Annotated in this window: 29 protein-coding genes and 1 tRNA gene; 29 read left to right on the top strand and 1 reads right to left on the bottom strand. The window is 65.7% G+C overall.

From position 1 onward, the window contains the following. The first annotated feature begins 1 nt into the window (after position 1). From ACIRA7_RS05950 to ACIRA7_RS05910, 9 genes are all read left to right on the top strand, one after another. Positions 2-841: a PHP domain-containing protein gene (locus ACIRA7_RS05950; RefSeq protein WP_396219918.1), complete on the top strand. Its 840-nt coding sequence runs from the start codon at positions 2-4 to the stop codon at positions 839-841. Then, positions 841-1,569, top strand: coding sequence for an SDR family oxidoreductase (locus tag ACIRA7_RS05945; protein WP_396219917.1), 729 nt, complete (start codon positions 841-843; stop codon positions 1,567-1,569). The genes ACIRA7_RS05950 and ACIRA7_RS05945 overlap by 1 nt, the downstream gene beginning before the upstream one ends. Further along, entirely contained in the window at positions 1,570-2,328 is a 759-nt protein-coding gene (locus tag ACIRA7_RS05940) for a hypothetical protein (protein ID WP_396219916.1), read from the top strand. Positions 2,329-2,349: 21 nt separating this feature from the next. Beyond that, entirely contained in the window at positions 2,350-3,381 is a 1,032-nt protein-coding gene (trxB, locus tag ACIRA7_RS05935; RefSeq protein WP_396219915.1) for a thioredoxin-disulfide reductase, read from the top strand. Further along, on the top strand, positions 3,378-4,028 hold the full coding sequence (locus ACIRA7_RS05930; RefSeq protein ID WP_396219914.1) for an MBL fold metallo-hydrolase: 651 nt from the start codon (positions 3,378-3,380) through the stop codon (positions 4,026-4,028). Before trxB ends, ACIRA7_RS05930 begins: the two co-directional genes overlap by 4 nt. Positions 4,029-4,057: 29 nt before the next feature. After that, positions 4,058-4,870 (top strand): hypothetical protein, encoded by an 813-nt coding sequence (locus ACIRA7_RS05925; RefSeq protein ID WP_396219913.1) that lies wholly within the window; start codon positions 4,058-4,060, stop codon positions 4,868-4,870. A 22-nt stretch (positions 4,871-4,892) separates the two neighbouring features. Next, positions 4,893-6,317: an aspartate ammonia-lyase gene (locus tag ACIRA7_RS05920; protein ID WP_396219912.1), complete on the top strand. Its 1,425-nt coding sequence runs from the start codon at positions 4,893-4,895 to the stop codon at positions 6,315-6,317. 64 nt (positions 6,318-6,381) lie between these two features. Then, positions 6,382-6,876: an RrF2 family transcriptional regulator gene (locus ACIRA7_RS05915; RefSeq protein WP_396219911.1), complete on the top strand. Its 495-nt coding sequence runs from the start codon at positions 6,382-6,384 to the stop codon at positions 6,874-6,876. 8 nt (positions 6,877-6,884) lie between these two features. Next, positions 6,885-7,406: a hypothetical protein gene (locus ACIRA7_RS05910; RefSeq protein ID WP_396219910.1), complete on the top strand. Its 522-nt coding sequence runs from the start codon at positions 6,885-6,887 to the stop codon at positions 7,404-7,406. Positions 7,407-7,505: 99 nt separating this feature from the next. On the opposite strand, the gene ACIRA7_RS05905 is transcribed toward ACIRA7_RS05910, so the two are convergent. Then, positions 7,506-7,589, bottom strand: a tRNA-Leu gene (locus ACIRA7_RS05905). Positions 7,590-7,727: 138 nt separating this feature from the next. Between ACIRA7_RS05905 and smpB the strand changes: the two genes are divergently transcribed. The 20 genes from smpB to ACIRA7_RS05805 all read left to right on the top strand — a co-directional run. Then, the gene (smpB, locus tag ACIRA7_RS05900) at positions 7,728-8,198 is read left to right on the top strand and encodes an SsrA-binding protein SmpB (protein WP_396219909.1); all 471 of its coding nucleotides are present in this window, start codon (positions 7,728-7,730) and stop codon (positions 8,196-8,198) included. Positions 8,199-8,210: 12 nt separating this feature from the next. Beyond that, the gene (locus ACIRA7_RS05895) at positions 8,211-9,479 is read left to right on the top strand and encodes an N-acetylmuramoyl-L-alanine amidase (RefSeq protein ID WP_396219908.1); all 1,269 of its coding nucleotides are present in this window, start codon (positions 8,211-8,213) and stop codon (positions 9,477-9,479) included. After that, entirely contained in the window at positions 9,479-10,861 is a 1,383-nt protein-coding gene (locus tag ACIRA7_RS05890; RefSeq protein ID WP_396219907.1) for a hypothetical protein, read from the top strand. The genes ACIRA7_RS05895 and ACIRA7_RS05890 overlap by 1 nt, the downstream gene beginning before the upstream one ends. Before the next feature lie 49 nt (positions 10,862-10,910). Beyond that, complete coding sequence (locus tag ACIRA7_RS05885; RefSeq protein WP_396219906.1) at positions 10,911-11,810, top strand: dihydroorotate dehydrogenase; 900 nt, start codon at positions 10,911-10,913, stop codon at positions 11,808-11,810. 47 nt (positions 11,811-11,857) lie between these two features. Next, a complete protein-coding gene (pyrF, locus tag ACIRA7_RS05880) occupies positions 11,858-12,583 on the top strand; it encodes an orotidine-5'-phosphate decarboxylase (protein ID WP_396219934.1) in 726 nt (241 codons plus the stop codon). A gap of 191 nt (positions 12,584-12,774) precedes the next feature. Next, positions 12,775-12,891, top strand: a complete 117-nt coding sequence (gene rpmJ, locus ACIRA7_RS05875; protein ID WP_012683466.1) for a 50S ribosomal protein L36 — start codon at positions 12,775-12,777, stop codon at positions 12,889-12,891. A 15-nt stretch (positions 12,892-12,906) separates the two neighbouring features. Beyond that, positions 12,907-13,284 (top strand): 30S ribosomal protein S13, encoded by a 378-nt coding sequence (gene rpsM / locus ACIRA7_RS05870; protein ID WP_310570100.1) that lies wholly within the window; start codon positions 12,907-12,909, stop codon positions 13,282-13,284. A 3-nt stretch (positions 13,285-13,287) separates the two neighbouring features. Beyond that, positions 13,288-13,665, top strand: a complete 378-nt coding sequence (gene rpsK / locus ACIRA7_RS05865; protein WP_171224245.1) for a 30S ribosomal protein S11 — start codon at positions 13,288-13,290, stop codon at positions 13,663-13,665. Between the two features lie 3 nt (positions 13,666-13,668). Then, positions 13,669-14,304 carry a 30S ribosomal protein S4 gene (gene rpsD, locus ACIRA7_RS05860; protein WP_396219905.1) on the top strand — a complete coding sequence of 212 codons (636 nt, stop codon included), beginning with the start codon at positions 13,669-13,671 and terminating at the stop codon, positions 14,302-14,304. A gap of 155 nt (positions 14,305-14,459) precedes the next feature. After that, complete coding sequence (locus ACIRA7_RS05855) at positions 14,460-15,533, top strand: DNA-directed RNA polymerase subunit alpha (protein WP_396219904.1); 1,074 nt, start codon at positions 14,460-14,462, stop codon at positions 15,531-15,533. 5 nt (positions 15,534-15,538) lie between these two features. After that, complete coding sequence (gene rplQ, locus ACIRA7_RS05850; protein ID WP_171224248.1) at positions 15,539-15,895, top strand: 50S ribosomal protein L17; 357 nt, start codon at positions 15,539-15,541, stop codon at positions 15,893-15,895. An 11-nt stretch (positions 15,896-15,906) separates the two neighbouring features. Next, positions 15,907-16,128, top strand: coding sequence for a 50S ribosomal protein L28 (gene rpmB / locus ACIRA7_RS05845; protein ID WP_396219903.1), 222 nt, complete (start codon positions 15,907-15,909; stop codon positions 16,126-16,128). A gap of 113 nt (positions 16,129-16,241) precedes the next feature. Continuing rightward, positions 16,242-17,207, top strand: a complete 966-nt coding sequence (gene gmd, locus ACIRA7_RS05840) for a GDP-mannose 4,6-dehydratase (RefSeq protein ID WP_396219902.1) — start codon at positions 16,242-16,244, stop codon at positions 17,205-17,207. A gap of 7 nt (positions 17,208-17,214) precedes the next feature. Further along, positions 17,215-18,174 carry a GDP-mannose 4,6-dehydratase gene (locus ACIRA7_RS05835; RefSeq protein ID WP_396219901.1) on the top strand — a complete coding sequence of 320 codons (960 nt, stop codon included), beginning with the start codon at positions 17,215-17,217 and terminating at the stop codon, positions 18,172-18,174. Next, positions 18,158-21,424: a carbamoyl-phosphate synthase large subunit gene (gene carB / locus ACIRA7_RS05830; RefSeq protein WP_396219900.1), complete on the top strand. Its 3,267-nt coding sequence runs from the start codon at positions 18,158-18,160 to the stop codon at positions 21,422-21,424. The genes ACIRA7_RS05835 and carB overlap by 17 nt, the downstream gene beginning before the upstream one ends. A gap of 11 nt (positions 21,425-21,435) precedes the next feature. Further along, positions 21,436-22,089 carry a DapH/DapD/GlmU-related protein gene (locus tag ACIRA7_RS05825; protein WP_396219899.1) on the top strand — a complete coding sequence of 218 codons (654 nt, stop codon included), beginning with the start codon at positions 21,436-21,438 and terminating at the stop codon, positions 22,087-22,089. Positions 22,090-22,091: 2 nt separating this feature from the next. Next, positions 22,092-23,147, top strand: a complete 1,056-nt coding sequence (locus ACIRA7_RS05820; protein ID WP_396219898.1) for a Gfo/Idh/MocA family protein — start codon at positions 22,092-22,094, stop codon at positions 23,145-23,147. Positions 23,148-23,158: 11 nt separating this feature from the next. Then, positions 23,159-24,271, top strand: a complete 1,113-nt coding sequence (locus ACIRA7_RS05815) for a DegT/DnrJ/EryC1/StrS family aminotransferase (RefSeq protein ID WP_396219897.1) — start codon at positions 23,159-23,161, stop codon at positions 24,269-24,271. A gap of 10 nt (positions 24,272-24,281) precedes the next feature. Next, positions 24,282-25,640 carry a nucleotide sugar dehydrogenase gene (locus ACIRA7_RS05810; protein ID WP_396219896.1) on the top strand — a complete coding sequence of 453 codons (1,359 nt, stop codon included), beginning with the start codon at positions 24,282-24,284 and terminating at the stop codon, positions 25,638-25,640. 58 nt (positions 25,641-25,698) lie between these two features. Continuing rightward, on the top strand, positions 25,699-26,517 hold an 819-nt coding region (locus ACIRA7_RS05805; RefSeq protein WP_396219895.1), incomplete at its 3' end, for an outer membrane protein assembly factor BamD.

Raw genomic sequence — 26,517 nt, 5'->3', positions numbered from 1 at the left:
AGTGCACTCGACCGCCTCGGACGGCGCGCTGTCGCCCACGCGGGTCGTCGAGGCGGCGCGTGACGCGAAGCTGTACGCCATCGCGCTCACCGATCATGACACCGTCGATGGTGTCGCCGAGGCGACCGCCGCCGGTGCGGAGTTCGGGGTCCGCCTCATCGCGGGGGTCGAGCTCAGTTCGCATTTTGACGACGACGAACTCCACCTGCTCGGACTCCACCTTTCCAACCAGGACGCGATGCGTTCGGCCCTGCGCGGCCTGCAGGCGGGTCGGGTGGAGCGCGCCGTGCGGATTGTGGAGGTGCTCAATAAGCACAGCATTCCGGTCACCATGGACGCCGTGCTCGCCGAAGCGGACAAGGGGGCGGTCGGTCGTCCGCATGTGGCGCGGGCGATGGTCGCCGGCGGGTGGGTCCGTGATTTCCGTGAGGCGTTCGATCGCTGGATCGGCTTTGGCCGTCCCGCGTACATGGCGAAAGAACGCTTCGACGTGGCCGACGCCATCGCCTTGGTGCATCAGGCTGGTGGGCTCGCCGTCTGGGCGCACCCGGGTGAATCGGCGACGCCGACGCGCATTCTGCGGCTGGCCGACATGGGACTCGATGCCGTCGAGGTGTTGCACCCGAGTCATCCGCCGTCCCTGTCGCAGCGCCTGTTCGACAACACCGAGAAGGCCGGGCTACTGCCCAGCGGTGGGTCCGATTGGCACGGCACGCACGACGGTCCGCGCCGGCTCGGCGGGCAGCTCGTGCCGAAGATCTGGCTTGACTGGCAGGATGCGCGCGTGGCAGACCGCGCGGCGATGCTCCCGGCTGAGCGCCCAGCGGCCGGCACCGCCTGATGTCGAATCGCGTCGCGCTCGTCACCGGCGGCGCGCGGCGCGTTGGCGCGGAAATCGTGCGCAGCTTTGCCGCGCGCGGCTACGATGTGGTGGTGCACCACGGGAAATCGCCGGATGCAGCCGACGCGTTGGCCCAAGAGCTGCGCCGCACGCACGACGTGCGTATCGCAGTGGTGCAGGAGGATCTCGCGGATGTCGAGGCGCCGTCCCGCGTGGTCGACGCGGCGATGCGGGCGTTCGGGGCGCTCGACGTCGTCGTCAGCTCGGCCTCCGTCATGATGACGCATCCGTTCGATGCCGTCACGCCCGATCAGTGGGAGCAGACCTCGGCGGTCAATCTGCGTGCGCCCTTCTTTCTCATGCAGGCCGCCGCACGGGTCATGCGCGACGGCGGCGTCATCGTGCAACTCTCGGACCATCTCGCGTTCGAATCCATCTTCCCGACGCTCATCCCCCATCAGGTCACGAAGGCGGCGCTGACGCAGTTGGTGCGCACGACCGCCTCGGCGCTCGCGCCGCGCGTGCGGGTCAATGCCGTGGCGCCCGGACTGGTGCTCCCGCCGGACGATCTGGCGGACGACGCCATCGAGCGCTTCCTGCGCGATGTGCCGATGGGGCGCAGCGGCACGCCCCACGATGTGGCCCAGGCGGTGCACTTTCTCGTCGACGCGCCCTATGTCACCGGCATCGTGCTCCCGGTTGACGGTGGCCGTCATTTGCGTCGCTGAATGCCAGACACACTCCGCGACGCACACGCTGCGCCACTGTGTTTCGGGCGCCTTGTCATCATGGGTGGTGGATGCTACGGCAGCTGGTATGCTCAGCAACTCACGCGAGCCGCTCTGCGAGGGGCACTGCAGGTCGGTGAAGTCGTGGTGGTCGATCGCAACTCCGCCTGCCGCGTGGCCGGCCTCCTCGCAGCCGGTGCGTACCACGGATTGCCCTTGACCATTGCCGTTCGTGACTGGGATGCGTATGTGGCCGAGTGGCTCGGGCAGGGGCCGGACGCGGTCGCGCACGACGCGATGGTGCCATCGCCGCTGATGCACCACGTCTGTCTCGACTGGCTCATCGGCCGCGCGCGGGAACGGTGGCCGGAACGGCACATTCGCGTCGCTCCCCTCGAGCAGGCGCCGCCGACGCCGTGGGAACGGGCGTCGCCCGACGGGCGGCATTACGTCAGCTTCGCCACATGGATGTGCCCGGTGAATTGCATCGAACCGGCGCGCTGTCCGCACACGCGGGGCGTCCGAGACTGGAGCATGCCGCCGATGGTGCGCCAATACGTGGCGGACAACCCGTCGCTTCGCGGTCCCGTTATCTTTCCGTGTGTTCACCGCACGTATGGCGTCGGGATGATCGATGCCGCCGCGATCGCGGATGCTGATCGGCAACTCGCCGCATGGGGGGCCTCCGGCCCCTGTGCTGTGCTCGTCGGGACCGTTTCGCACTGTCACGGCGCGCTGGGTGTGCTGGCGATCGATTGAGTTCTCTTTCTCCTCGACGATATGTCCGACTCCCGTCCTGAAAACATCGTCATCATCGGTTCCGGCCCCGCTGCGTGGACCGCCGCGATCTATGCGGCGCGCGCCAACCTGAATCCGGTCGTCTTCGAAGGTGAGCCCGTCGGCACCGAGCTTCCGGGTGGGCAGCTGATGCTCACGACCGATATCGAGAACTTCCCCGGCTTCCCCGACGCCATCAGCGGCCCGGAACTCATGGACCGGATGCGCGCGCAGGCGGTGCATCACGGCGCGCGCGTCGTGTCCGAACTGGTCAAGCAGGTGGATCTCGCGTCGAAGCCGTTCGGGATCATCCCGAACTATTCTGCGCCGATCACGGCGCACACCGTCGTCATCGCCACCGGCGCAGCCGCGAAGTGGATTGGCCTCGACAACGAGTTGCGGTTGGCGCTCGCGGGCGGCGGCGTCTCCGCCTGTGCGGTGTGTGACGGCGCCATGCCGTTCTATCGCCAGAAGCGCCTCGCGGTCGTCGGCGGTGGCGACACGGCCATGGAAGAGGCCATGTATCTCACCAAGTTCGCCAGCGAGGTCGTGGTGATTCATCGCCGCGACAGCTTCCGCGCGTCGAAGGTCATGGCCAATCGTGTACTCGAGCACCCGAAGGTGCGCGTGATCTGGAATGCGCAGGTCACCGACGTCCTCGGCGATGAGTTCATCACCGGGCTACAGCTCACCGACACGGAAACGGGCGCGGTGAGCGAAATCGAAGTTGGCGGGCTCTTCGTCGCCATCGGGCATACGCCGAATACGAAGTTCCTGCGGGGGCAGCTCGACACCACGGAACACGGCTACATCAAAGTGTCGTCGTGGCGGACGGAAACGAATGTGCCCGGCGTGTTCGCCGCGGGCGACGTGATCGACGACTACTACCGCCAGGCCATTACCTCTGCGGGCACCGGATGCATGGCGGCGCTTGAGGCCGAGCGCTGGCTCGCGCATCACGGCATCGGCGAATCGCCCGTGCTGGAAACGGCCGAAGCGCCAGTCCCCGTCACGCCGGAGTCCGTGTTCTCGTGAGCCCCCTCACGCTCCAGCAACTCACCGTCGGTCCGCTCCAGGAGAACTGCTGGCTGCTGGCCGATCCGGTGAGCGGCAAGGCAGTCCTTGTGGATCCTGGCGACGAGTCGGAGGTGTTGCTGGCGGCGGTGGACGCCACAGGATGTGCCCTCGAGGCCATCTGGCTCACGCACGCGCACTTCGATCATGTCGGCGGCGTCGCCGGCGTCGTGGCCGCGCGTCCCGTGCCGATCTGGGTGCATCCGGCCGACGCGGTCCTCTACGCCAATGCGGCCAGTAGTGCCGCCCGCTGGGGGGTGGTGATCGACAACCCGCCGCCCGCTGATCACGAACTGGCCGAAGGCGATCGCGTGCAACTGGGCAGTTATCACTTCGACGTCTGGCATCTCCCTGGACACGCGCCGGGGCACGTGGCCTTCATCGGTCATGGACTCTGCTTCTCCGGGGATCTCCTCTTCGCCGGCTCGATCGGCCGGACCGATCTGCCGTTGTGCGACCCCACGGCGATGCAGCAGTCACTACTGAGAATGGCAAAGCTCGATGCCGAGACTCGGGTATTTCCTGGGCACGGTGTTGATACAACTATCGGGCGCGAGTTGTCGTCCAACCCGTTTCTGCGCGGTACTGCCCGGCCACTCGGCGCCTGAGCCTCGCTCTCTCTCTTTCCGGTTCTCGCATGTCGCCGTCCCTGTCTCACCGATTCCGCCCGCTTATCGCCGGACTGCTTGGCGTCACCGCAGCGACGGCCTGTTCGAGCGTCACGGAGAGCAACACCAAGCTCAGTAGCTACGGCGCGGTCACGATCACCGGCAAGAACGCACCGGCCGGACGGGCCACGGCCACCATCAATGCCGTCTTCTTTCAGGGACTGTCCGCGACGGCGCCCAACAGCGCCCTGCAGCAGGGTGATCAGTGCGCCTATGCCCTCATCGACAGCACCACGGGCGGAGCGACCGGCTCGCTCAAGGTGGGCGAAAGTCTTGCGCTCACCTTCGCCGGCGCCAGCGTCGCGATGCCATTCTCGTCGGCGTCCTCGCGCTATGAGCCAGCCACCGGCCCCGTGCTCAGCTACGCCGCCGGCGACGTGGCCGCGGTGAACGTGCCCGGGCTCGCCGGCGCGTTCCCGGCCGCATCGATCACCGTGAAGCTCGCCGAGCCGATCATTCCCGGACGACTGGTTGTTCCGGCCGCCGGCCTGCCACTCGACGTCACTTGGAACGCTACCAACGACGCGACAGCCGCGATCATTCTGTCTGTTCGCTACGGCACCACGCCCACCTCGACCGTTCCGAATGAGCAGATCTACTGCGCGCTCAAGGATGATGGCGCGTTTCAGGTGCCTGCATCCGGTCTCGCCGCATTCGTCGCATCGGCCCCCGCTTTGCGCTCGGTCACGATGATTCGCTGGCGAACCAAGGAAGTGCGCCCCGATTCCAGCAGCTTGCTCCACATCGTCTCGACCGTCGACACGATCGTTCGATTCCCCTGATCGCAGGGCTGCGGTGAACCCGGTGACCACGCGCATCGAGAAGGACCCGCTTGGTGAAGTACCGGTGCCCGCCGACGCGCTGTACGGCGTGCAGACCCAGCGCGCCGCCCGGAACTTCGCGATCAGCGGACTGCGCCCTCTCGAGCCGTTCGTGATCGCGCAGGTGTGGATCAAGAAAGCCGCCGCGATGACGCATCGGGATACTGGTCGGCTCGACGCGCGCCGGGCAGATGCGATCATCGCCGCCGCCGACGAGGTACTCGATGGGCAGCACCGCGAGCAGTTCATCGTCGATCCGTATCAGGCTGGCGCTGGGACCTCGCACAACATGAACGTGAACGAGGTGCTCGCCAATCGCGCGAACGAACTGCTCGGCGGCGTGCGCGGCACGTACACGCCCGTGCATCCGAACGACCACGTCAACATGGCGCAGAGCACCAACGACACGATCCCCACCAATATCCGCCTGGCCATCCTGCGGCAGTTGCCGTCGTTGCTGGCAGCCGTCGACGCGCTGCTCACCGCGCTCGAGAAGAAAGGAGTGGAGTTCGACGGCATCGTGAAGGCCGGGCGCACACATCTGCAGGACGCCATGCCCATCCGCCTCGGACAGGAGTTCACGGCCTATGCCGGTACCCTCGCGCGCTGCAGGAAGCGCGTACTCGAAGCGGCGGACTATCTCAACGACCTTGGCATCGGTGGCTCGGCGGTGGGCACCGGGGTGACTGTCGAGCCGGAGTATCCGGCTCGGATGAACACGCATCTGCGGGCGATCACCGGCATCGCCACACTGCGCATCGGTCGCGATCGGATTCAGCTCATGCAGAGCATGGGCGACGCGGCCGCCTTCTCGGCGGCGCTGCGCGGTCTGGCGCTCGATCTCTCGAAGATCGCGAGTGATTTGCGCCTCATGGCGTCCGGTCCTCGCACGGGGCTCGACGAGATCGTGCTGCCGGCCGTGCAGCCGGGTTCGTCCATCATGCCGGGCAAGATCAATCCATCGATCCCTGAGATGGTGAATCAGGTGTGCTTTCAGGTCGTCGGGTGCGACACCACCGTGGCGATGGCGGCGGAACACGGCCAGTTGGAACTCAACGTCATGATGCCGGTGATCGCACATAATGTGCTGTTGTCCATGCAGATTCTGACGAATGCGATCGCCGCGCTGGCGACGCGGTGTGTCGAAGGCATTGGCGCCAACACGGTAATGTGTGAGCACTGGGTCGAGCGGTCGGCGGCCCTGGCGACCGCACTGATGCCGCAGATCGGCTACGCGGCCGCCGCGGAGATCGCCAAGCGGTCGGTCCAGGAAGGCACGCTCATTCGTACCATGGTCAGACGGGACGGGTTATTGCCCCCCGAGGACGTCGACGCGGTCCTCGACCTCCGGAAAATGACCGAAATCGGGGTCCCGTCCGGCCGGCACGGGTCCGGCGCCGGTGGTTGAGTACGCCGCGGGCTTTTCCAGCGCGGAACTTGTCCGAGCGACCCGGGAGCCATAGACTCGACAGATGCGCATTACGACGTGGGCGGAATACGGACTCATTTGTGCCCTGCATCTTGCGCGTCGCGCGGGCACCGGGCCGGTCACGGGACGGGACGTCGCGGCGCGAGAGCGGCTGCCCGCCGATTACGTCGAGCAGATCCTTTTGCGCATGCGTCGCGCCGGCATCGTCGACAGCACACGCGGTGCGCGCGGTGGGTATGCCTTGGCGCGCTCGCCGGAGCACATCTCGGTCCGCGATGTGATTCAGGCGTCGGAACTGGCCACCTTCGACCTGCACTGCATCAGCCACCCCGTTGATGCGGACCGTTGCGCCGCCGATGAGAATTGCAGTATCCGCCCGGTCTGGCTGCTGCTGCAGCAGCGGATCGATGAGGTGCTCGAAGGCGTAAAGCTCAGCGACCTGCTGACCGATGAGGCATCGGTGCGTGATCGCGTAGGGCTCCCGCCCTACGAAGGCGTGCGCGAGCTCCCGGGCGCGCTACCGATCCTGCAGGGCTGACGACGCCAATGGGAATGTGGGCGGAGTGGCGCGCGCAGCGCGAACGCAGCCGACGGGCGGCAACCTACCTTGGTCGGTCGCTGCGCCCCCCCGAGGGGGCCGATGTCTCGTGGCTCGCGTCCCTCGACGTGCCGGAGCCCGTCGCCGTGCGGGAACTCGTTTTTGCCAAGCGCGCGATCGGCCTGATCGTCGCGGAACGCGATGCACTCGATGATCGCACCGCGTCCGACGTGGCGCATCAGTTGCTCCAGCTGCTCAGCCGGGAGTCGCGAGCCGACGTCGAGTGGGGCGAGCGCTGGCGAGCCTACACTGCCGCCCTCGCGATACGGGGCAGCGTTGAGTCGCCGGTCACCCGGTTGGGGCGCGTGTTGCTCGCCGGCGCCGGGATCTCGGAGCCGTCCGCCGATCAGCTGGCTCGAGCCACCGATTTCGTCCACCAGACTCGGAGCGCGGCCAACGAGGCGCTACGCGATGTCTTCGGCGTCGCCTCGCTCCCGGAGGACATTCGGCCCTCCGCGCTGCGAAGCTGATCGCCTCGGGAGCCGCTGCCGTCGATCGAGGTGCGCCTACACGAAAAAGGGGAAAGATGGCAGATGCCACCTTTCCCCTTCGTTCGTCTGATCATCGAGTGCCGAAGGCCGGACTCGAACCGGCACGTCCTTGCGGACACTGCGCCCTGAACGCAGCGCGTCTACCAATTCCACCACTCCGGCAGATCCTGAAGTCCTGTATGAAAACAGCCGTCCATACAAAATTCCAGCAGGGCCGTAAAGAATAGATCGAACATGCCTCCGAAGTCAACGCCATCGCGCGCTCTTCGTGCGTCTCGGGGTATTACGTTTCCTTCCAGTATGGCAAACAAGGACACCGAAGAACCCACAGAACTGATCGCGCGGAACAAGCGGGCGCGACACGACTATGAAATCCTGGATACCTGGGAGTGTGGCGTCGTGCTCACCGGCACCGAGGTCAAGGCGCTCCGCGAGGGGCGCGCCAACCTCACCGATGCCTTCGGAGTGATCAAGGACAACGAGGTGTTCCTGCTCAACCTCCACATCGGATCGTACGGGCAGGGCAACGTGTTCAATCACGAGCCGACCCGAACGCGCAAGCTGCTGATGCACCGCCGCGAGATCCGTCGCCTCATCGGCGCCGTCGAGCGGCAGGGACTCACGCTTGTCCCGCTTGACCTGTACTTCAAAAACGGTCGTGTGAAGGCGCGGCTCGCGCTCGTCCGTGGCAAGCAGCAGCATGACAAGCGCGAAGACCTCAAGAAGCGCGACGCCGAGCGCGAGATAGCGCGTGCGCTCAACAGGCGCTGAGCCGCGGAGCCGATGATGCCGCTCGGCGCGCTCGCGCTCGCACTGCAACTCTCGGCCGCCGTCCCAGCCGTACCGTCCCTTCCGCCGCTCGCCGTGCGGGCGGGGAACCGGATGCAGTCCGTGCCCACGATGCGACATCCAGATGGCGGCATTGCCATCCGCGCCGATGCGGTGGCCGAGGCGCTCGGCGGGCAGCTGGTGTCGCTCTCCAACGGCCGTGCGCGCTATCGGCTCGAGGTCGGCACCACCGGCGTAGACCTTGAGGCGGGCAGTGCGCTCGCGGTGATCGCCGGCGACACCGTCCCGCTCCGCGCGGGCGTCTTCCGGCGCGGTGGTCGACTGTACGTGCCGCTCGCCTTGGCGACCGAGCTGTTGCCACGGCTCGGTGCCGGGGTCCTGTTCGATCCGGACAAGGCGGAGCTGCGCCGGTTCGCTACGGTCACGGTCGCTCGGCGGGCGCCGGCGCCGCGCCCGCGCGCCGAGACGCCCCGTCCTGGCCTCCCGGCCTCGCCGGCCGACAACGTGCGGAGCGCACCGGCCAACCGGAGCGCCTCGCTCCGCCAGCGTGTGGTGGTCGTCGATGCCGGACACGGTGGCCGTGACAACGGCATGTCGGGACCCATTGGCGGCGGCCCCCGGGTGTACGAGAAGAACGTCACGTTGGCGGTGTCGAAACTGTTGCAGAGCGCACTCGAAGAGCGTGGCGTTCGCGTGGTCATGACGCGAACCACGGATACACTGATCGGGCTGTACGATCGTGGGCCCATCGCCAACGCAGCCAAGGGCGATTTGTTCGTCTCGATTCACGTCAATGCGGCCAATCCGCGCTGGCAGAATCCGGGCAGTGCGCGCGGCTTCGAAACGTATTTTCTCGCCGAAGCGAAAACCGAAGATGAGCGTCGGGTGGCGGCCATGGAAAACGAGGCGGTCAAGTTCGAAACCGATGCGGACGTCAGTCGCGATGATCCACTGGGGTTCATCATGCGGGACATGGCACAGAATGAGCATCTACGGGAGTCCATGCGGCTGGCGACGCTCATTCAAACCGGCCTGCGCACCGTGCATCCCGGTCCCAGCCGTGGGGTGAAACAGGCCGGATTGGCGGTGTTAGTCACAGCCTTCATGCCGGCCGTGCTGGTGGAGATCGGGTTCGGCACCAACCGGGCCGAAGCGCAGTACATGACCGACGGAGACCGGCAGCGCGAGCTCGCGTCGACGCTCGCCGACGCCGTCGTTCGCTACCTCGAGCAGTATGAGCGGAAGGTCGGAGGGGGCGGCTGATGCGTGGCGCACAGCGGCTGGCGCTGGTGTTTGCGGCGTGGCTCGTCGGTTCGGGGTGCGTCTACTACAACGGCATCTACAACGCGCAGGCAGAAGCCCGGCTGGCCGATGCCAAGCTGCGCCGCGACAACGACGGCGAAGCCGTGACCCGATTCCAACGCTCCGCGGCGATCGCCGAAACGGTGCTGGTACGGCACCCGAAGTCCCAATGGCGGAACCGCGCCCTGTATATCGCGGCGCGGAGCGGGGCCATGGCGGCCCAGTGCGAGCGCGCCGTGCCACGGCTGGAGCAGCTGCTGGGCGGTGCCACGCTGAACGGCACCGAGCGCACGCGGGCGCGCTTGGCGCTGGCCACCTGTGACGTGCGATCCGGGCGGAGCGCCGATGCCCGAGCCCGGCTCGACTCGCTGGTGCTCACCGACGATCGGGAGATCGCGCGACAGTCTCGCCTCTGGGCGGCTCGTGCGGCACTCAGCATGGGCGATCGCGACGCGGTGCCAGCATATCTCGGTGATCTCGACGCGGGCGTCCTGCAGTGGGAGCTCATCAACGCGTCGATGTCGGCGCGGGAGTATGCACGCGTCGAATCGCTCCTCGTGCAACGCGCCCGGTTGGGCGACTATCGCGAAGACGTGACGCGTGCATTGCGCGACCTGCTCGGCGACGGTCGCGTGCACGCGGCCCAACAGATTGTCGACCAGTACGACGCGGCACGCGTTCGCGACGACAGCCGCGCTCGGATGCATTACGTGCTCGGCGACATGCTTGCGCGCGTTGGGATCGACTCCTTGGCGCGACGGCATCTATACGCGGCCCGCACCCTGGCGCAACGCGACACGATCACCGCGCATGACGCGAATGCGCGGCTGGCGCTGCTGGCGCTCCCCCGCGTCACGTCGGAACGCGAGCTCGACACCCTGGTCGCGCGACAGGACAGTGTGGTGTGGCGCACCAGCTACGCGCGCCAGGTCGCGGAGCGCGTCCTCCTGTTCCGGTTGCTGGCCTCCCGTGGCGATGCCGAAAGCGCGTCGCTGTATCTCGCCGCCGAGGTCGCGCGCGATTCCCTGCGTGCGCCGGGGCTCGCTCGAGGTCTCTTCCTGCGCATCGCCCGCGAGTCGCCGTCGTCGCCACTCGTGCCGAACGCGTGGTACGCCGCCGCACTCCTCGAGCCCGACAGCGCCGGCGCGTGGCAGCGACGCGTCCTCGCGGACTTCGCCAATTCCTCCGTCGCGGCGCGGCTGCGTGGGGAGGACCCCACCGATCGCCCCGACTTTGTCAGTTCGCCCGACCTGTTGAGATTGAACTGGACCGATGCGCTCCGCATCTGGTCCGACAGCGTGCGCAAGCTGCGTCTTCCTCCCAAGCCGGCCGGATCTCGGTGACCGCGTGACAGCAACCGCAGGAATACAGCAACCGTGGCCCGTGGCGGGGATGGCCTTTCGCAACCCCATCGTACTCGCCGCCGGTACGGCGGGTTTCGGCAAGGAGGTCGAGGATGTCCTCGACCTCGCGGCCATCGGTGGGATCGCCACCAAGGCCGTCAGCGTGGCTCCGCGGCACGGGGCACCGCCACTCCGAGTCAGCGAGTTCGCTGGCGGGATGATCAACGCGATTGGCCTCGCCAACCCGGGGCTGGACGCCGTTCGTGCTGACTATCTCCCGTGGCTTTGGCACGCCTACCCCGACACCCGCGTCATCGTGAACGTGGTCGGGAACAGTGTCGAGGATTTCGAGACCGTTGTCGATGGGCTCGACGAGTTGCCGGGGGTGGATGCCTTCGAACTCAACGTCAGCTGCCCGAACGTGAAAGCGGGTGGACTGGAATTCGGTGCCGACCCCGTCGCGCTCGCCGCCTTGGTACGCGCGTCCCGGGCGAAGACTGCCCGGCCCATCTTCGTCAAGCTGTCGCCGACGCTCGGCGCCGGGGTGGTCGACGCCGCACGTGTGGCGATGGAGCACGGCGCGACAGGGCTGACGCTGGTGAACACCATGCCCGGGCTGGTGATCGATGCGGACCGCCGCCGACCCAAGATCGGCTTTGGCAGCGGCGGCGTGAGCGGTCCGGCGTTGCTCCCGCTGGGATTGCTGGCCACTTGGCGTGTCCGGCAGGCGCTACCCGGCGTTCCCCTCATCGGCCTGGGCGGCATTAGCACCGGCAACGACGCGGCCCAGTACCTGCTGGCGGGGGCCTCGCTGGTGGGTGTCGGGACGGCCGCGCTGCGTGATCCCCGCGCCCCCGAGCGCATCGCGCGTGAACTGTCTGCTTGGGCGGACCGGGCAGGGGTCCGCGACCTTCGCTCGATCATCGGCACCTTGGAGTGGCCATCGTGACCCCTGCGTCTTCTCCGACCGTCGATGCGACGGTCGCTCCGAACGTTATCCCGATCGTCGCGCTCGACGTTGCTGACCGGCGGGCAGCGCAGGTCGTGGTCTCCCGCCTTGGCGACGCCTGCGGCTTCTACAAAGTCGGATTGGAGCTGTTCGCGGCCGAAGGCCCCGAGATCGTGCACTGGCTGCGCGACGCCGGAAAGTTGGTGTTCGTGGACTTGAAGCTCCACGACATCCCCAACACGGTGCGTGGGGCCGCGCGCAGCGTTGCCCGCCACGGCGCGTCGCTACTCACGGTGCATGCCTCCGGTGGATCGGCCATGGTTCGCGCTGCAGTAGAGGGCGCCCAGGAGGGCGCCACGGCCGCAGTCGGCGGGTCGGCCCCGCGCGGTGGCTGTGGCATCCTCGGAGTGACCATCCTGACGAGCATGGATGCGGCCGGGATCAGCGAGGCGTGGGGGCGGGAGCCGGCCAACGTCACGACGGAGGTGGTACGACTGGCCGGGCTGGTGCACGGTGGGGGCGGCGCAGGGATCGTCTGCTCCGGCCACGAGGCGGCGGCGGTACAGGCCGCCTTCGGCACCGGCCTCGGCCTCTTGGTCCCCGGCATTCGCCTTCCGGGCGGCGACGCCCACGACCAGCGTCGCGTGATGACGCCTCGGGCTGCCGCGGACGCGGGCGCCCGTTGGTTGATCCTCGGCCGAGCCGTGACCGGGGCCGCCGATCCCGTCGCTGCTATGGCCACGGTCACCGCCTCACTTGCGGGAGCGGTCTAAGTCCACTAGGATGAGGGTCTTGCCCGTTTTCGGGTGGGATTCGAGGCCAATCCGCTGGCCACATTTGCTTCGCTCGTGCGCGGAATCGCGGTTACGCGATGCTTCATGAGCGATGGACGCATGGGGAGTCCAGCCAGCCAGAGCAATCTGGTGTGGGAGACTCCGTTGGCGCGTGAGCGCCAAGGTGACCCGTGAAAGTTCGGAGCAGCGTAAAGCCGATCTGTGAGCACTGCAAAGTCGTGAAGCGACAGGGCGTGACTCGCATCATCTGCAAGCGCAACCCCAAGCACAAGCAGCGTCAAGGCTGAGGGGAAGCGTAACTTATGGCACGTATCGCTGGCGTCGATCTCCCTCGTGAGAAGAAGGTTGAGATCGGCCTGACCTACATCTTCGGCATCGGTCGCAAGACCGCCCAGAAGATCCTCGCTGCCGCGGGCGTCTCGCCCGATCAGCGTGTCCGTGATCTCAACGACGCGGACGTCAACAAGCTCCGTCAGGAAATCGAGCGTAACATTCGCGTCGAAGGTGCCCTGCGCACCGAGATCGCGATGAACATCAAGCGCCTGATGGACATCGGCTCGTACCGTGGCACGCGCCATCGCCGCGGGCTTCCCGTGCGCGGGCAGCGCACGCACACGAACGCGCGCACCAAGAAGGGGCCGCGCCGCGCTATCGCGGGCAAGAAGAAGGTGACCAAGTAAGCCATGGCTACCGCAAAGAAGACCAAGCGCGTCGTCGAGGCCGAAGGCATCGCCCACGTCAGCGCCACGTTCAACAACACGACCATCACGATCACCGATATGCACGGCAACACGGTGTCGTGGGGCTCCGCTGGAAAGGCGGGCTTCAAGGGGTCGAAGAAGTCCACGCCGTTCGCCGCCACGGTGGCGTCCGAGCAGTGCGCGCGCGAAGCGCTCACCCTCGGCGTCCGCCGCGTGCACGTGCGCGTGCAGGGTCCGGGCAGCGGTCGTGAGTCCGCCATTCAGGCGCTCGCCGCGGCCGGCCTCCAGGTGAAGTCCATTCGTGACGTCACCCCGATTCCGCACAACGGCTGCCGTCCCCCCAAGCGTCGGAGGGTCTAAGACATGGCCCGTTATACTGGTCCCAGCTGCCGTCAGTGCCGTCGTGAGGGCGCCAAGCTCTTCCTGAAGGGCACCAAGTGCTTCACCGAAAAGTGCCCCGTCGAGCGTCGTCCGTACGCCCCGGGTCAGCACGGTCAGGCCACGGCGCGTCGGAAGAAAGCGTCCGAGTTCTCCAAGCAGTTGCGCGAGAAGCAGAAGATCAAGCGCATCTACGGCATCAGCGAGAAGCAGTTCCGCAACACCTTTGAGCGTGTGGCGTCAGCACCCGGTATCGCTGGCCACAACCTGTTGGCGGCGCTCGAAACGCGCCTCGACAATGTTGTGTACCGCATGGGCTTCGCCCCCAGCCGCAAGGCGGCGCGCCAGCTCATCCGTCACCGTCACATCGAGGTGAAGGGTCGCCTGCTGGACATCCCGTCCTATCAGGTCCGTCCGGGCGAAGAAGTGCGCGTCAAGCAGTCGTCGCGTGAACTCGTGCTCGTCATGTCTGCCATGGAACAGGCCGCGCGTGGTGCCTCGCTCTCCTGGATCGCCGTCGACAAGGAGTCGTTCAGCGGTCGGGTGCTCGAGAAGCCGCAGCGTCAGTCGATTCCGTTGGCGGCGCAGGAACAGCTCGTCGTCGAACTGTACTCCAAGTAAGACCCAGTACGCAGCTGCTGGAGCGCGGCTGGCACAGCGCGCCTCCAGCGGCGGTCGGGGCCCGAACCCCTTTACGGGGCTACCGCGCGTTCGGGGCGGGGTAGCGCGTCATCGGCGAGCATCGCCGGTGTGACCACTTCAATTTTTCGAACTCCATGGCAACGATCGATCTCTCAGGGCTGGTTCGCCCGCAGCTTGTCGAAGCAACCAAGCGCGAGGACACGCCCAATCTGGCCGAATTCCGTCTGCAGCCGCTTGAACGCGGCTTCGGACACACGCTGGGCAACGCCATGCGTCGACTGCTCTTGTCGTCGCTGCGCGGCTCCGCCGTGTGGGCGTTCCGTATTGATGGCGTGGTGCATGAGCACCAGACCATCGGCGGCGTCGTGGAAGACGTCCACCAGATTATCGGTAATCTCAAGACGCTCACGCTGGCGCTCCCCGATGATGTCGAGCAGACGGTGCTCCGCATCGCGAAATCGGGACCTGGCGCCGTCACGGCGGCCGACATCCAGGTCGGTGGTGGCGCCCGGGTCATCGACCCGACGCATCACCTCTTCACCATCACCGACGAGCGCGACTTCAATGTCGAACTCTACGTGAACAAGGGACGCGGCTACATCGAGAGCGATCAGCATCCCGCCGACAAGAATCTCTCCGTCGACGTGGTGCGCATCGATGCCATCTACAGCCCGGTACGCCGCGTCAACTTCGCCGTCTCTGAGACGCGCGTTGGGCAGCGGACCGACTACGACCGCCTCACGCTGACCGTCGAAACCAACGGCACGATGTCGCCCGAGGAAGCGGTGAGCTATGCCGCCGCACTGGCCCAGACCCACTTCCAGTACTTCGTGGGCTTTGGCTCGTCGGCCTCGGCACAGCCTGGTGCGGGTGGCGACGGCTCCAACAGCGACGCACTCCGCCTGGCCGAACTGTTCCGCACGCCGATCGACGATCTCGAACTCTCGGTTCGCTCGGTCAATTCACTCAAGAACTCAAACATCCGCTCGCTCGGCGATCTGGTTCGCCAGACCGAGGCGCAGATTCTGCAGGTCAAGAACTTCGGTAAGAAGTCGCTGCAGGAAATCGCCGCGCTGCTCGAGAAGGAAGGGCTCAACTTCGGCATGCGATACGAGGAAAGCACAGATGGTGTGCGCATCCTCGATATGGGCACCCCGCCCAGCCGCGCGGCCGAGAACGCGCCCGACGACGAAGACGACGAGGAGTAATTCCCATGCGCCATCGCAAGGCAAACCGCCAACTTCGGCGGACGAGTGAGCAGCGCCTCGCGCTGCTTCGCAACCTCGCTACCTCGCTCATCGAGCAGGGTGCGATCGAGACGACTGAGGCGAAGGCGAAAGAACTCCGCCCCTTCGTTGAGAAGCTGATCACCAAGGCCCGGACCGGCACGCTCCACGCGCGCCGCCTGGCTGGCAAACACGTCCACAAGCGTGAGGCGGCCGACAAGCTGTTTCAGGAAATCGGCCCCATGTTCGCCACGCGACCGGGCGGCTACACGCGCATTCTCAAGACCGGCCACCGCAAGGGTGACGGTGCGGAGATGGCGCGGATCGAATTGGTCCAGAGCTGAGGATATCGGACATGGCTATCGATAGACACCGCTGCTACGTCTGCGACAAGGGCGTTGCCTTTGGAAACAGCGTCTCGCACGCCAATAACAAAACGCGCCGCACCTGGAGACCCAATCTCCAGGTCGTTCGCACCCTCAGCGAAGGGAAGATCATCAAGGTCAAGGCCTGCACGCGGTGCATCGCGGCCGGTAAGATCACCCGCGCGCCGCGCGGTCAGGTTGCCGTCGCGTAGTACGCGTGCGGTGACGTCTCAGCGGGGAGCTCGCAGTTGCCGGGCTCCCCGCTTTGTACATGTGCGATCCGTCGTCGCCACTCACGACTCCTGACTTTCGACTGAGTACTCTGTTGAAGACTGCACTGATCACCGGGATTACCGGACAGGACGGCTCCTACCTCGCGGAGCTGCTGCTCGCCAAAGGCTATCGCGTGGTCGGCGTCGTCCGCCGCTCATCGACGACCCCTTACGAGCGCATTGCCCATCTCGTCGATCGCGTCGAACTCGTGTCGGCCGACCTGCTCGATCAGACGTCGCTTACCGACGTCGTGTACGAAACACAGCCCCACGAGATCTATAACCTCGCCGCGCAAAGCTTCGTGCAAACCTCGTGGACCCAGCCCGTGCTGACCGGCGAATTCACCGCGCTCGGTGTCACGCGGATGCTGGAAGCCATGCGCAAGGCCGCGCCCAAGTCGCGCTTCTATCAGGCCAGCTCGAGCGAGCAGTTCGGTAAGGTGGTCGAGACGCCGCAGCGCGAATCGACCCCGTTCTATCCCCGATCGCCGTATGGCGTCGCCAAGGTGTACGGCCACTGGATCACCGTGAACTATCGCGAAAGCTTCAATCTGTTCGCGGTCTCCGGCATCCTGTTCAATCACGAGTCACCGCGTCGCGGTCTCGAATTCGTGACGCGTAAGATCACCGACGCCGTCGCACGCATCAAACTCGGGCTCCAGCACGAGCTGCGGCTCGGCAACCTCGAAGCCCGTCGGGACTGGGGCTTCGCCGGGGACTACGTCGATGCCATGTGGCGCATGCTCCAGCTCGAAGAGCCCGATGACTTCGTGATCGGCACCGGCGAAACGTACTCCGTGCGTGATTTCTGCGCGGCCGCCTTCGGGGCGGTCGACCTCGACTACCGTGAGTATGTGACGCAGGATGAAAAGTTCTTCCGCCCCGCCGAGGTCGACCTGCTCGTGGCGGATCCGACCAAGGCCGAACAGAGACTGGGCTGGACGCCGCAAGTCCCGTTTGCCGAGTTGGTGCGTATGATGGTCGCCGCCGATCTCGCGCGGTACGAACGCGCACGGTGAGCCGAGCGTGAAGCGCGTGCTCGTGACCGGAGCCGCCGGCTTCGTCGGCTCGTACATGCTCCGCGCGCTGCAGCACGCTGGGGTCGAGTTGTTCGCACTCGCCACTGATCCGCCCGAGCACCCCGAGGCTGTCACCGGGGTCTCGGGCGTAACGTGGCGGTTTGGCGATCTCCGCGACGACGCGTACGTCGCCGACGTGGTCGCCGCCGCACAACCTGACACAGTCATCCATTTGGCGGCGATCTCCCACGTGCCCACGGCCGCTGCCGATCCGGCGCTGGCGTGCGAGGTGAACGTCACGGCCACCGCGCGACTGCTTTACCAGCTTGGCCTCGCCCGCGACGCCGGCGTCATCGACCCCACCGTGCTGGTCGTCGGTAGCGCCGAACAGTACGGCCGGCACGACACCCATGAGTTCCCGCTGGTCGAGAGCGCGATCCAAGCGCCGCGAACAGTGTACGCCGGCACCAAGGCGGCGCAGGAGATGCTGGCCCTGCAGTGCTGGCGCGCGACCGGTCTGAAGGTGGTCGTCGCACGGAGCTTTAACCACAGCGGTCGCGGGCAGCCTACGCGATTTCTGGTTCCCGCGCTGGTGCAGCGCGCCGTCGAACTCCGGGGGGCGCCGCCGGGGACGAGCCTGCCCGTCGGCAATCGTTCGCCGATACGCGACTTCCTCCATGTAAGTGACGTCGTCGCTGCGTATATTTCCCTCTGCCAACGGGGTACGCCTGGCGAGGCGTACAATGTGGCCAGCGGTACCGGATGGTCGGTGCAGCAGATTCTCGATCGGGTTCTGGCGCGTGCCGGGGTGCAGGCGACGCCCGTCGAGGATCCCTCGCTGGTACGCCCGGTTGACGTCCCCGTCCTGATCGGGGATTCGCGAAAATTGCAGCGGGCAACCGGATGGTCCGCCACCCGCTCTCTTGACGACATCATCGACGATCTCCTTCATGCCGCGACGCTCTGACCTGCACCGGATTCTCGTGATCGGCTCTGGACCGATCGTGATCGGGCAGGCTGCTGAATTTGACTACTCCGGAACGCAGGCCACTAAGGCCCTGCGTGAAGAGGGCTACGAGGTCATTCTCGTGAACTCCAATCCGGCCACGATCATGACCGACCCGGAGTTTGCCGACCGCACGTACGTGGAACCGGTGACGACCGAGTTTGTCGAGAAGGTCATCGCCAAGGAACGCCCCGACGCCATTCTGCCCACCATGGGTGGACAGACGGCGCTCAACGTCGCGCTTGCGCTCCATGACAGTGGCGTGCTTGCGAAGTACGGCTGCGAGCTCATCGGCGCCAACGCGCGGGCGATCCGCGTCGCGGAGGATCGCAAGCTCTTCGGTGAAGCGATGACGAAGATCGGGCTCAAATGCCCGACCGGTCGTACCGTGACGACCCTCGAGGAAGCGATCGCAGGCGTGGAGGAGACGGGCTTCCCCTCGATCATCCGTCCGTCCTTCACGCTCGGCGGTACCGGTGGCGGGATCGCCTACAATCGCGAAGAGTTCGAGACCATGGTGCGGCGCGGCCTCGACCTGTCGCCCGTGGGCTCCGTCCTCATCGAACGCTCCCTACTTGGCTGGAAGGAGTACGAACTCGAGGTGATGCGCGATTGCGCCGACAACGTCGTGATTGTCTGTTCGATCGAGAATCTCGACCCGATGGGGGTGCACACCGGTGATTCCATTACCGTTGCGCCCGCCATGACACTGACGGATCGCGAGTATCAGGGTATGCGCGATGCGGCGGTGGCCATCATTCGTGAGATCGGCGTCGATGCCGGTGGCTGTAACATTCAGTTCGCCGTGAACCCGCAGGACGGCGAGTTGATTGTCATCGAGATGAACCCGCGAGTGTCGCGCTCGTCGGCCCTGGCGTCCAAGGCGACCGGGTTTCCCATCGCGCGTATCGGCGCCAAGCTCGCCGTCGGCTACACACTCGACGAAGTGCCGAACGACATTACCAAGACGACACCGGCCAGCTTCGAACCGGTGCTCGACTACGTGATCGTGAAGTGCCCGCGATTCGCCTTCGAAAAGTTCACCTCGTCCGATCCGGGACTCACGACGCAGATGAAGTCCGTCGGCGAGTCGATGGCGATTGGACGAACCTTCAAGGAAGCCTTTCAGAAGGCGCTACGCGCACTCGAGACTGGCCGTAGCGGCTGGACCGTCGGCGAACGGCTCGTTGATGACCGACTCGTCGAAGGCTCGAAGGAGGAGCTCCGTGGCGCACTGCGCCGCCCCACGCCGGAGCGCATTTACCAGCTCAAGCGCGCCATGCTGCTGGGGATGGGTACCGTGGAGCTGCACGAGATCACCGGCATCGATCCGTGGTTCCTCGACCAGTTGCACGAGCTGATTGTCGCCGAGGCCGAGTACCAACACGAGGCCACGATCGATGCAGAGCGCGTGCGTCGCATGAAGCGCCTCGGCTTCTCCGATCGCCAGCTCGGCGCATTGCGCGGCGTCACCGAGCATGAGGCTCGCGCGTTGCGCTGGTCGCTCGGGGTGCGGCCGTCGTACAAGATGATTGATACCTGTGCCGGAGAGTTTCCCTCCAGTACGCCGTACCTGTACGGCTGTTACGACGAGGAGAGCGAGGCGGCAACCGAAGGCCGTCAGAAGGTCGTCATCCTCGGGTCAGGCCCCAATCGCATCGGGCAGGGGGTGGAGTTCGACTATTGCTGTGTCCGCGCCGTACTCGCGCTGCGTGAGCGTGGCTACGAGACCATCATGGTCAACTCGAACCCCGAGACCGTCTCCACTGACTTCGACATCTCGGACAAGCTCTACTTCGAGCCGCTGACGCTCGAAGACGTGCTCGAGATCGTCCATCGCGAGAACCCGCTCGGCGTCATCGTGCAGCTCGGCGGTCAAACGCCGCTCAAGCTGACGCGTCCGCTCGAGGCGGCCGGCGTGCGCATTCTCGGCACGTCGCCCGACGCCATTGACATCGCCGAGGACCGGCGGCGCTTTGAAGCCATCGTGCGCGAATTGGGCATCGCCCAGCCGGCCAACGGCACTGCCACCAGCGTCGATGAAGCGGTCGAGATCGCGGACCGCATTGGGTATCCTGTGTTGGTCCGCCCGTCGTACGTGCTGGGCGGTCGGGCGATGGAGATCGTCCACGACGCTGCGTCCTTGCGTGACTATTTCGAGCGCGCCGCCCGCGTGAGCGAAGACCGTCCGGTGCTGGTGGACAAGTTCCTCGAGGATGCGTTCGAGGCCGATGTCGACGCGCTCTCCGATGGGACCGATGTCGTCATTGGCTCGGTGATGGAGCACATCGAGAGTGCCGGCATCCATTCCGGGGACTCCGCCTGTGTGCTGCCGCCGTACCTTATTCCGAAGGACGCGGCCGATCAGATGCGGGCGCACACCGTCGCCTTCGCCAAGAAGCTCGGCGTCGTTGGCCTGATCAACGTACAGTACGCCTACAAAGACGGCGTCGTGTACGTCATCGAGGTCAATCCGCGTGCCTCGCGAACCGTACCGTTTGTCTCGAAGGCCATCGGTGTATCACTGGCCTCTGTCGCGGCGCGCCTGATGCTTGGCGAGACGTTAGTGGACATCGGCTTCACGTCGGAGATCGTGCCGCCGTTCTTCAGCGTGAAGGAAGCGGTGTTCCCGTTCAACAAGTTCCGCGAGTTTGATCCGGTGCTCGGCCCCGAGATGCGCTCTACCGGCGAAGTCATGGGCATCGACGAAGACTTCGGTACGGCGTTTATGAAATCGCAGCTGGCCGCCGACAACGCGCTCCCGCGTACGGGCGCCGTCTTCATCACGGTGAACGACTCGGACAAGCCGAGCGCCGCGAAGTTGGCGGCGCGTTTCCACGAGCTCGGTTTTGCGCTCTATGCCACCAGTGGAACCGCCGCCTATCTGCGTGAGCGCGGTATTCCCGTGCAGTCCGTGCTCAAGGTCAGCGAAGGACGCCCACACGGCGTCGATATGATCTTGAATGGCGAGATTCACCTGCTGGTGAACACGCCCCTCGGCAAGCACGCACAGGTCGATGACGAACGCTTGCGCCAGGCGGCCATCAGCAATCGTGTGCCCTACACGACCACGCTCTCGGCGGCGAGCGCCGCCGCCGAAGCAATCGCTGCCCGGCAGTCGCGCGAGCCAGGAGTGCGCTCCCTGCAGGAGTGGCACGTGATTCTGGCGTCGTCCCTCGCCGCCCGTGCGGCCGCCATTGGTGCGGCGTGACTATTCCGGGCATGATCGCGGCCGCCGGGCAGGGACACGTGGCGCTGGGTGCGGTGCTTGGCGAAGGCGCGCTCGTGCACGAGTCTGCCTACGTTGACGCTGGGGCGGTGATCGGTGCCGAGACACGGGTGTGGCATTTCTGCCACGTGCTCGGTGGCGCGGTGATCGGACCGCGATGCTCGCTTGGGCAGAACGTCGTCGTGATGAATGGCGTCGTGGTCGGCGAGAACGCCAAGATTCAGAACAACGTATCGCTGTACGAAGGGGTGGAACTGGAGGCCGATGTGTTCTGTGGTCCCTCCATGGTCTTCACGAACGTGTACAATCCGCGAAGTGCCGTGTCGCGGAAGCATGAATACCGTCGCACGTTGGTTCGCCGTGGCGCGACAATCGGCGCGAATGCGACAATCGTCTGCGGGGTGACGATCGGACGCTTCGCCTTTGTCGGCGCCGGCGCGGTGGTCAATCGTGATGTCCCCGACTACGCGCTCGTGGCAGGGGTGCCGGGCAAGCGCATCGGATGGATGTCGGAAGACGGCTACAAGCTGGAGTCCTTGAGTCTGAGTGCGGACGAGGGGGGGCATGAACTGCTGCGCTGCCCGGGGACCGACGTGCGATATGAACGGCATGGCGACGTGGTCGTACGCCTCGAGGAGACGGTATGAACATGAAGGCCATTCCCGCTGGTCAGCGTATCCGCGTGGCGTTGCTCGGATGCGGGCGCATCAGCAAGAACCACTTCGATGCGTTGGCGAAGCTCCCGGGGCTCGAGCTGGTGGCCGTCTGCGATATCGTCGCTGAGCGCGCGCAGCAGGCGGGCACGCAGTACGACGTACCGTGGTTCACCAGCTACGAACAGATGTTGGCCGACATCGCTAGCGACGCGGTCATCATCGCAACGCCATCAGGGCTTCATCCCCAGCACGGGATTCTTGCGGCTCGAGCTGGCCGCCACGTGATCTCGGAGAAGCCGATGGCGATCTCGCTTGCGGCCGCTGACGCCCTGGTGCAGGCCTGCGATGACCACCACGTGCACCTGTTTGTCGTGAAGCAGAACCGCCTCAATCCGCCGATCGTGCTGCTCAAGCGCGCGATCGAGCGCGGACGCTTCGGACGGATCTACATGGCAAACTGTACCGTGCGGTGGACCCGTCCGCAGGACTACTACGATCAGGCGCCGTGGCGAGGCACCTGGGAGTTCGACGGCGGCGCGTTCATGAACCAGGCGTCGCACTACGTCGATCTCGTGCAGTGGCTGGTTGGGCCGGTCGAGAGCGTGATGGCCAAGACCGCGACCCTGGCGCGGCGTATCGAGGCGGAAGACAGTGGGGCGGCAGTCCTGAAATTCCGCTCCGGCGCCATCGGCGTCATCGAAGTCACCATGCTCACCTTCCCCCGGAACCTGGAGGGATCGATCACGATCCTCGGCGAGAAGGGGAGCGTCAAGATTGGTGGCACGGCGGTCAACAAGGTCGAGCACTGGACCTTTGCCGATTACGATGACGATGACAAGCTCGTCGAGCAGGCGAACACCAGTCCGCCAAGCGTGTATGGTTTCGGACACGAAGGCTACTACCGCAACGTCGAGTCGGTGCTCCGCGGTGACGCGATCCCCGACACCGACGGTCGTGCCGGTCGCAAGTCGCTTGAACTGATTCTGGGGATCTACGAGTCGGCGAAGACCGGCCGTGACGTGCCCCTGCCGCTTCGCGTCAACATCTGAACTCATCCGTCATGGCCGTTCCTCTTCTCGATCTCAAGGCGCAGTACGCCACGATCCGCGACGAAGTCGTGGCCGCGGTCATGGACGTCGTGGATCAACAGGCGTTCATCCTCGGCGATCCGGTGGCGCAGTTGGAGTGCAGCGTGGCGGGACTGTCGCACGTCAAGTACGCCGTCGGCTGCGCCAATGGCACCGATGCCCTCCTGTTGGCGCTGCGTGCGCTCGACGTCGGTCCGGGCGACGAGGTCGTGACGACGCCTTTCACGTTCTTCGCGACCGCGGGTGCCGTCCACAACGTCGGGGCCCGCCCCGTGTTCGTCGACATCGATCCGCGCACGTTCAATGTCGCCCCCGACGCGATTCGGTCGGCCGTGGGCGACAAGACCAAGGCGGTCATCGCCGTCGATCTGTTCGGGCAGATGGCCGCGATCGAGCAGGTCACCGAGGCTGCTCGGGGACGACCGGTGATCGAAGATGCTGCCCAATCGATCGGCGCCAGCCGAATGATCAACGGCGCCAAGGTGATGGCCGGGGAGGCCGCGACGATTGGCACGTACAGCTTCTTTCCGTCGAAGAATCTCGGGGGCTACGGGGACGGCGGAATGATGGTGACCCAGGACGAAGTGCTGTTCGAGACACTCATGAAGCTGCGGACGCACGGCAGTCGTCGAACCTATTTTCACGAGATTGTCGGGTACAACAGCCGTCTCGACGCGTTGCAGGCGGCCGTGTTGCGCGCCAAGCTGCCACATCTCGAATCGTGGAGTGCGGCGCGGCGTCGCAATGCGGCCTACTACGATGCGGCGTTCGCTGATTTGGCTGATGTCGTCACCCCGTATATCGATCCAGCCAATACCTCGATCTACAACCAGTACACGATCCGCGTTCCGCAGCGTGATGCGCTTCAGACGCATCTCAAGGATCGCGGGATCGGTTGCTCGATTTACTATCCGCTTCCACTGCATTTGCAGCCGTGCTTCGCGTACCTCGGGTACCGGCAGGGGCAGTGCCCCGAGTCGGAACGCGCGGCGCTCGAAGTGCTCTCGCTGCCGGTCTTCCCTGAGCTCACTACTGCGCAACTCGATGAAGTCATCGCGGCAGTGCGAGCCTTCTTTGGACGCTGAGGCGTACGACATGGTCGTTTCCCCGTCGATGAAGGACCAGCTGCTCGCGAAAATTCAGGACCGTACTGCCGTCATTGGCGTGATCGGCCTGGGCTATGTGGGCTTGCCGCTCGCGATGGAGTTCGTGCACGCCGGCTTTCGCGTCATTGGGTACGACGTCAGCCAGCGCGTGGTCGACCTGCTCATGGCAGGGCAGTCGCATATCCAGGACATTCCGCACCACGTGGTGCAAGAGGCGGTGGCCGCGGGGAGTTTCGTCGCGACCGCGGTCGAGTCGCGGATCGGGGACTGCGACGCCATCTCGGTGGCGGTGCCCACGCCGCTCTCCAAGACCCGGGATCCGGACATGGCCTACGTGCTGGCGGCTGCCGATGCGATTGCCCGGCAGGCGCATCCCGGAATGTGCGTGGTGCTGGAAAGCACAACCTATCCGGGGACCACGCGCGAGCTGCTGCAGCCGCGGCTCGAGGCGATGGGGCTCACGGTCGGCAAGGACGTCTTCGTGGCGTTCAGCCCCGAACGCGTCGATCCGGGCAATCCCATCTATCAAACCAAGAACACCCCGAAGGTGGTTGGTGGCGTGACGCCGGCCTGTGTCGAAGTCGCCTGCGCCCTCTACGCCAGCTGTATCGACGTGGTCGTCCCGGTCTCCTCGCCGGAAGCGGCCGAGCTGGTGAAGCTGCTCGAGAACACCTTCCGCGCCGTCAACATCGGCCTGGTGAACGAAATCGCGATCGTGTGTGACAAACTGGGCGTGGACGTCTGGGAGGTCATCAACGCAGCGGCCACCAAGCCGTTCGGTTTCATGAAGTTCACGCCAGGCCCCGGCATCGGCGGCCACTGCATCCCGCTCGACCCGCACTATCTCGCGTGGAAGATGCGCACGCTCAACTACAAGACGCGCTTCATCGATCTCGCCAGCGAGATCAATTCGCACATGCCGGAGTGGGTCGTTCAGAAAGTGGCCGATGCCCTCAACGAGGTCCGCAAAGCGGTGCGCGGCAGCCGCGTGCTCGTCCTCGGTGTGGCGTACAAGCGCGACATCGACGACGTACGAGAAAGTCCGGCCCTCGATGTCATCCGTCTGCTCGAAGAGCGCGGTGCCCACGTGGAGTTCCACGATCCCTTCGTGCACGAGTTCCGAGAGGAAGGGCACATCCGCAAGGGCGTTGAGCTCAGCGACGAAATGCTGCGCTGGGCCGACGCCGTCGTTGTCGTCACCGATCACAAGAATGTCGATTACCAGCGCGTCGTTGACCACGCCGCGCTGCTCGTCGATACGCGAAATGTCACGGCTGGCCTCAAGGCCGGGCGTGCCCGCATCATCCCGCTGGCGTCCGGCACTCGGACCGTGGGTGCAGCTTCATGAACCAAGCGCCCCTTGGCGGAGTGGATCCGCGTGCGGTGCGTCGGGTACCAGAGTCCGAATGAGTCATCGACTGTCTCGCGTTGAATTCCGCCTGCTGATGCTGCTCGGCATTGCCGCCGCGCTCTCAGGCTGTTCTCGCGGTTTCCAACCTCGCGACTACGCGAATCCTGAAGCGCTCTTCCGCGCCTCCCTGCTGGAATTTCAGCGACAGAAGTGGGACAACGCGAAGATCGGCTTTGAGCGCCTGACGGGTGATCTGTCGGCGCGGGATCCGCTGTTGGCCCCCGCCTACTTCTATCTGGCGCTGTCGCACGAGAAGCAGAAGGAATACCTGCTCGCGGCGCAGGCCTTCGAACGCATCACCGACGGATTCCCCGACGATACGCTCGCGCCGACCGCAATGCTCGGAGTCGGTCGAAGCTATCAGAGCCTGTGGCGTCGGCCGTCCCTCGATCCCGAGAACGGGCAGAAGGCCGTGTCCATCCTGCGGGCGCTGCTCTCCTCGTATCCCGAGAGTAAGGAGACGGACGACGCCAAGAAGCGCATCGTACAGATCGAAGAGTGGATGGCCCAGAAGGACTATGACACCGGCGTCCATTACGTCCGTGTTCGGCGGGCCATCGATCCGGCGATCATCTACTTCAAAGACGTCGTCACCACGTACCCGAGCACCAAGGCGGCCCGCCTCTCCTGGTTGCGGCTCCACGAGCTGTACACGAAGATCCGTTGGAAAGAGGATGCCGCGGAAACGTGCACGGCCATGTGGCGCGCATACCCCGGGGACCCGCTGGTCAAGGTGGCCTGCGGGGCGGCACCGGCTGATTCGGCCAGCGCCGCCAAGGCTCCTCCACCCGCCGTCGCGTCGCCCGTCGCCTAC

The sequence above is a fragment of the Gemmatimonas sp. genome (assembly GCF_044376735.1).
In the GTDB taxonomy this organism is placed as follows: domain Bacteria; phylum Gemmatimonadota; class Gemmatimonadetes; order Gemmatimonadales; family Gemmatimonadaceae; genus Gemmatimonas.
The sequence above is the reverse complement of the archived record's forward strand: the minus strand, read 5'-3'. Positions and strand labels throughout refer to the sequence as shown.